Origin of the sequence: Microcoleus sp. S13_C3 (genome assembly GCF_036700905.1) — a bacterium.
Taxonomy (GTDB): Bacteria; Cyanobacteriota; Cyanobacteriia; order Cyanobacteriales; family Microcoleaceae; genus Microcoleus.
Genome location: NZ_JAUBPT010000279.1, coordinates 1 through 5,296 on the forward strand (window position 1 = coordinate 1; position 5,296 = coordinate 5,296).

General features: G+C 47.5%; 2 tRNA genes and 3 rRNA genes. All 5 read left to right on the forward strand.

What is annotated here, in order from left to right:
• Positions 1-158: 158 nt before the first annotated feature.
• The 5 genes from QUA16_RS35540 to rrf all read left to right on the forward strand — a co-directional run bounded on the left by QUA16_RS35540 (position 159) and on the right by rrf (position 5,250).
• Positions 159-1,672 (forward strand): 16S ribosomal RNA (locus tag QUA16_RS35540).
• Between the two features lie 90 nt (positions 1,673-1,762).
• Positions 1,763-1,836 (forward strand) — tRNA-Ile (locus QUA16_RS35545).
• Between the two features lie 83 nt (positions 1,837-1,919).
• Positions 1,920-1,993: transfer RNA gene (locus tag QUA16_RS35550), tRNA-Ala, on the forward strand.
• Between the two features lie 133 nt (positions 1,994-2,126).
• Positions 2,127-5,005 (forward strand): 23S ribosomal RNA (locus QUA16_RS35555).
• Positions 5,006-5,140: 135 nt separating this feature from the next.
• Positions 5,141-5,250 (forward strand): 5S ribosomal RNA (gene rrf, locus QUA16_RS35560).
• Together the 16S, 23S and 5S rRNA genes with 2 tRNA genes alongside form the textbook arrangement of a ribosomal RNA operon.
• The last annotated feature ends 46 nt before the right edge of the window (positions 5,251-5,296 follow it).

Below are 5,296 nucleotides of genomic sequence, written 5' to 3' on the forward strand. Positions count from 1 at the left end.
AAAGAATGACACGTTCATAGACATATTGAATTGACAGCACAAAATTACAGCGATGTAATTTTGAAAATAAGAGAGAGTAAGATTTTTCGAGTAAATTGAAAACAACCTAGCGACTTAAATCGAATAAAACAATGTTAGATTAATCTAACGAACAATATACGATGAAGAGTTTGATCCTGGCTCAGGATGAACGCTAGCGGCAGGCCTAACACATGCAAGTCGAGGGGTAGAACACTTCGGTGTTTGAGACCGGCGCACGGGTGCGTAACGCGTATGCAATCTACCTTATACAGGGGAATAGCCCAGAGAAATTTGGATTAATGCCCCATAGCATTACGACTTGGCATCAAGATGTAATTAAAGTTCCAACGGTATAAGATGAGCATGCGTCCCATTAGTTAGTTGGTAAGGTAACGGCTTACCAAGACGATGATGGGTAGGGGTCCTGAGAGGGAGATCCCCCACACTGGTACTGAGACACGGACCAGACTCCTACGGGAGGCAGCAGTGAGGAATATTGGTCAATGGTCGCAAGACTGAACCAGCCATGCCGCGTGCAGGAAGACGGTCCTATGGATTGTAAACTGCTTTTATACAGGAAGAAACCCTCCCACGTGTGGGAGCTTGACGGTACTGTAGGAATAAGGATCGGCTAACTCCGTGCCAGCAGCCGCGGTAATACGGAGGATCCAAGCGTTATCCGGAATCATTGGGTTTAAAGGGTCCGTAGGCGGTCTTATAAGTCAGTGGTGAAAGCCCATCGCTCAACGATGGAACTGCCATTGATACTGTAAGACTTGAATGCTTAGGAAGTAACTAGAATATGTAGTGTAGCGGTGAAATGCTTAGATATTACATGGAATACCAATTGCGAAGGCAGGTTACTACTAAGTGATTGACGCTGATGGACGAAAGCGTGGGGAGCGAACAGGATTAGATACCCTGGTAGTCCACGCCGTAAACGATGGATACTAGCTGTTCGGAGCAATCTGAGTGGCTAAGCGAAAGTGATAAGTATCCCACCTGGGGAGTACGCACGCAAGTGTGAAACTCAAAGGAATTGACGGGGGCCCGCACAAGCGGTGGAGCATGTGGTTTAATTCGATGATACGCGAGGAACCTTACCAGGGCTTAAATGTAGATTGACAGGACTGGAAACAGTTTTTTCTTCGGACAATTTACAAGGTGCTGCATGGTTGTCGTCAGCTCGTGCCGTGAGGTGTCAGGTTAAGTCCTATAACGAGCGCAACCCCTGTCGTTAGTTGCCAGCGAGTCATGTCGGGAACTCTAACGAGACTGCCAGTGTAAACTGTGAGGAAGGTGGGGATGACGTCAAATCATCACGGCCCTTACGTCCTGGGCCACACACGTGCTACAATGGTAGGTACAGAGAGCAGCCACTGCGCGAGCAGGAGCGAATCTACAAAACCTATCTCAGTTCGGATCGGAGTCTGCAACTCGACTCCGTGAAGCTGGAATCGCTAGTAATCGGATATCAGCCATGATCCGGTGAATACGTTCCCGGGCCTTGTACACACCGCCCGTCAAGCCATGGAAGCTGGGGGTGCCTGAAGTCGGTGACCGCAAGGAGCTGCCTAGGGTAAAACTAGTAACTAGGGCTAAGTCGTAACAAGGTAGCCGTACCGGAAGGTGCGGCTGGAACACCTCCTTTCTAGAGAAGATTTAACCGTTAGGTTTTAGTTGAAAGGGAAATATTACTCTCGCTGTTAATTTAAAAAATAAGAATAAGCAAAGAAAACAGAGTCTCGTAGCTCAGCTGGTTAGAGTACTACACTGATAATGTAGGGGTCGGCAGTTCGAGTCTGCCCGGGACTACTTTTTTAAGCTTGTTTGAAGGAAATTCTGGAAGTTGGGATTCATAATTCGTAATTCTGAATTCATAATTCTGAGTTCAAATTGGGGGATTAGCTCAGCTGGCTAGAGCGCCTGCCTTGCACGCAGGAGGTCATCGGTTCGACTCCGATATTCTCCACGATTCCGAAAGGAAAAAAGTTCATTGACATATTGAGATAAAATACATTTAAAAAGTAGAAAGTACAGTAGAATCGTAACATGTTACGATTTTATTAAAGAAAGTCCTATTTTTATTTATAGAAATAGGCGGCACATAAGCAAAATAAGGGCGTATGGGGGATGCCTAGGCTCTCAGAGGCGATGAAGGACGTGATAAGCTGCGAAAAGCTACGGGGATTGGCACACACGAATTGATCCGTAGATATCCGAATGGGGCAACCCAATGCATTGAAGATGCATTACCCGATAGGGGGCAAACCCGCTGAACTGAAACATCTAAGTAGGCGGAGGAGAAGAAAACAAAAGTGATTCCGTAAGTAGTGGCGAGCGAACGCGGATTAGCCCAAACCAGAGTTGTTACGGCAATTCTGGGGTTGTAGGACCACGATATTCTATGCGGATTGAACCGGAATAACCTGGAAAGGTTAACCAAAGAGGGTGATAGTCCTGTATGGGTAAGAGAAGATATAGATAGTGGTATCCTGAGTAGCGCGGGGCACGTGAAACCCTGTGTGAATTTGGCGGGACCATCCGCTAAGGCTAAATACTCCTGAGAGACCGATAGTGAACCAGTACCGTGAGGGAAAGGTGAAAAGAACCGTGAATAACGGAGTGAAATAGATCCTGAAACCATACGCTTACAAGCGGTCGGAGCCCTTTCGTGGGGTGACGGCGTGCCTTTTGCATAATGAGCCTACGAGTTACCGTTGCTGGCAAGGATAAGCACTTCAGGTGTGGATCCGTAGCGAAAGCGAGTCTGAATAGGGCGCTTTAGTCAGTAATGGTAGACGCGAAACCGTGTGATCTACCCATGGGCAGGATGAAGCTGTGGTAACACATAGTGGAGGTCCGAACCGGTTGACGTTGAAAAGTCTTCGGATGACCTGTGGGTAGGGGTGAAAGGCCAATCAAACTCGGAAATAGCTCGTACTCCCCGAAATGCATTTAGGTGCAGCGCTGGGTATAAGTTATATAGAGGTAGAGCTACTGATTGGATGCGGGGGCTTCACCGCCTACCAATTCCTGACAAACTCCGAATGCTATATAATGTTTACCAGCAGTGAGGGCATGGGTGCTAAGGTCCATGTCCGAGAGGGAAAGAACCCAGACCATCAGCTAAGGTCCCCAAATGTATGCTAAGTTGAAAAAACGAGGTTTGTCTGCCCAGACAGCTAGGATGTTGGCTTGGAAGCAGCCATTCATTTAAAGAGTGCGTAACAGCTCACTAGTCGAGCGGACGAGCATGGATAATAATCGGGCATAAGCATACTACCGAAGCTATGGATTTGTAGTAATACAAGTGGTAGGGGAGCATTCTAAACTGGGTCGAAGGTGTGATGTGAGTCATGCTGGACTGTTTAGAAAAGAAAATGTAGGCATAAGTAACGATAATGCGGGCGAGAAACCCGCACACCGAAAAACTAAGGTTTCCGCAGCTATGCTAATCAGCTGCGGGTTAGTCGGGTCCTAAGGCGAACCCGAAAGGGACAGTCGATGGCCAACGGGTTAATATTCCCGTACTACTTATAATTGTGATGGAGAGACGCAGTGGTGAAAGTACCGCGAACTGACGGAATAGTTCGTTAAAGCACTTAGCTATAGGCCCGGTAGGCAAATCCGCTGGGACTGGTGAAATGCGATAGTACTCAGAGTCTTCGGACAACGAGATAGTGTACCTAAAGGCTGCCAAGAAAATCTTCTAAACTTAGATTATAAGTACCCGTACCGTAAACCGACACAGGTAGTTGAGGAGAGAATCCTAAGGTGCTCGAGAGATTCATGGCTAAGGAATTAGGCAAAATAGACCTGTAACTTCGGGAGAAAGGTCGCCAGCAGCAATGCTGGCCGCAGTGAAAAGATCCAGGCGACTGTTTATCAAAAACACAGGGCTCTGCAAAATCGTAAGATGAAGTATAGGGCCTGACACCTGCCCGGTGCTTGAAGGTTAAGTGGAGATGTTATCTTCGGAGAAGCATTGAAATGAAGCCCAAGTAAACGGCGGCCGTAACTATAACGGTCCTAAGGTAGCGAAATTCCTTGTCGGGTAAGTTCCGACCTGCACGAATGGTGTAACGATCTGGATACTGTCTCAGCCATGAGCTCGGTGAAATTGTAGTAGCGGTGAAGATGCCGCTTACCCGCAGTGGGACGAAAAGACCCTGTGCACCTTTACTATAGCTTAATATTGACCTTGGACACGTGATGTGTAGGATAGGTGGGAGACTATGAAGTGGCGTCGCTAGGCGTTGTGGAGTCATTGTTGAAATACCACCCTTTGCTTGTCTGAGGCCTAACCCCGTAATGCGGGGGACATTGTTTGGTGGGTAGTTTGACTGGGGTGGTCGCCTCCAAAAGAGTAACGGAGGCTTCTAAAGGTTCCCTCAGCACGCTTGGTAACCGTGCGTAGAGTGCAATGGCATAAGGGAGCTTGACTGAGAGACATACAGGTCGATCAGGTACGAAAGTAGAGCATAGTGATCCGGTGGTTCCGCATGGAAGGGCCATCGCTCAAAGGATAAAAGGTACGCCGGGGATAACAGGCTGATCTCCCCCAAGAGCTCATATCGACGGGGGGGTTTGGCACCTCGATGTCGGCTCGTCACATCCTGGGGCTGGAGAAGGTCCCAAGGGTTGGGCTGTTCGCCCATTAAAGTGGCACGCGAGCTGGGTTCAGAACGTCGTGAGACAGTTCGGTCTCTATCTACTGTGGGCGTTAGAAATTTGAGTGGATCTGATTCTAGTACGAGAGGACCGAATTGGACTGACCGCTGGTGTATCTGTTGTTCCGCCAGGAGCACTGCAGAGTAGCTACGTCGGGAAGGGATAAGCGCTGAAAGCATATAAGCGCGAAACCCACCACAAGATGAGATTTCTTTTAAGGGTCGTGGAAGATGACCACGTTGATAGGCTATAGATGTAAAGGCAGTAATGTCATAGTCGAGTAGTACTAATAACCCGTTAGCTTATGTATAAATTCCTCCGCTTCGGCGGAGGAAGAAACTTTCTTTAAATTAATTTATCTCAGTATGTTAAGATATTATTGCAATTACGAATTTAAAATTATGAATTACGAATTGTAAAAATTGCTCAAAGCAATTTAACCTCTTAAGGTGGTTATTGCGTCGGGGCTCACCTCTTCCCATTCCGAACAGAGAAGTTAAGCCCGACTGCGCAGATGGTACTGCAGTTATGTGGGAGAGTATGTCGCCGCCTTTCTTTTGAAAAGCCCTATCAGTAATGATAGGGCTTTTTTGTTACCAAT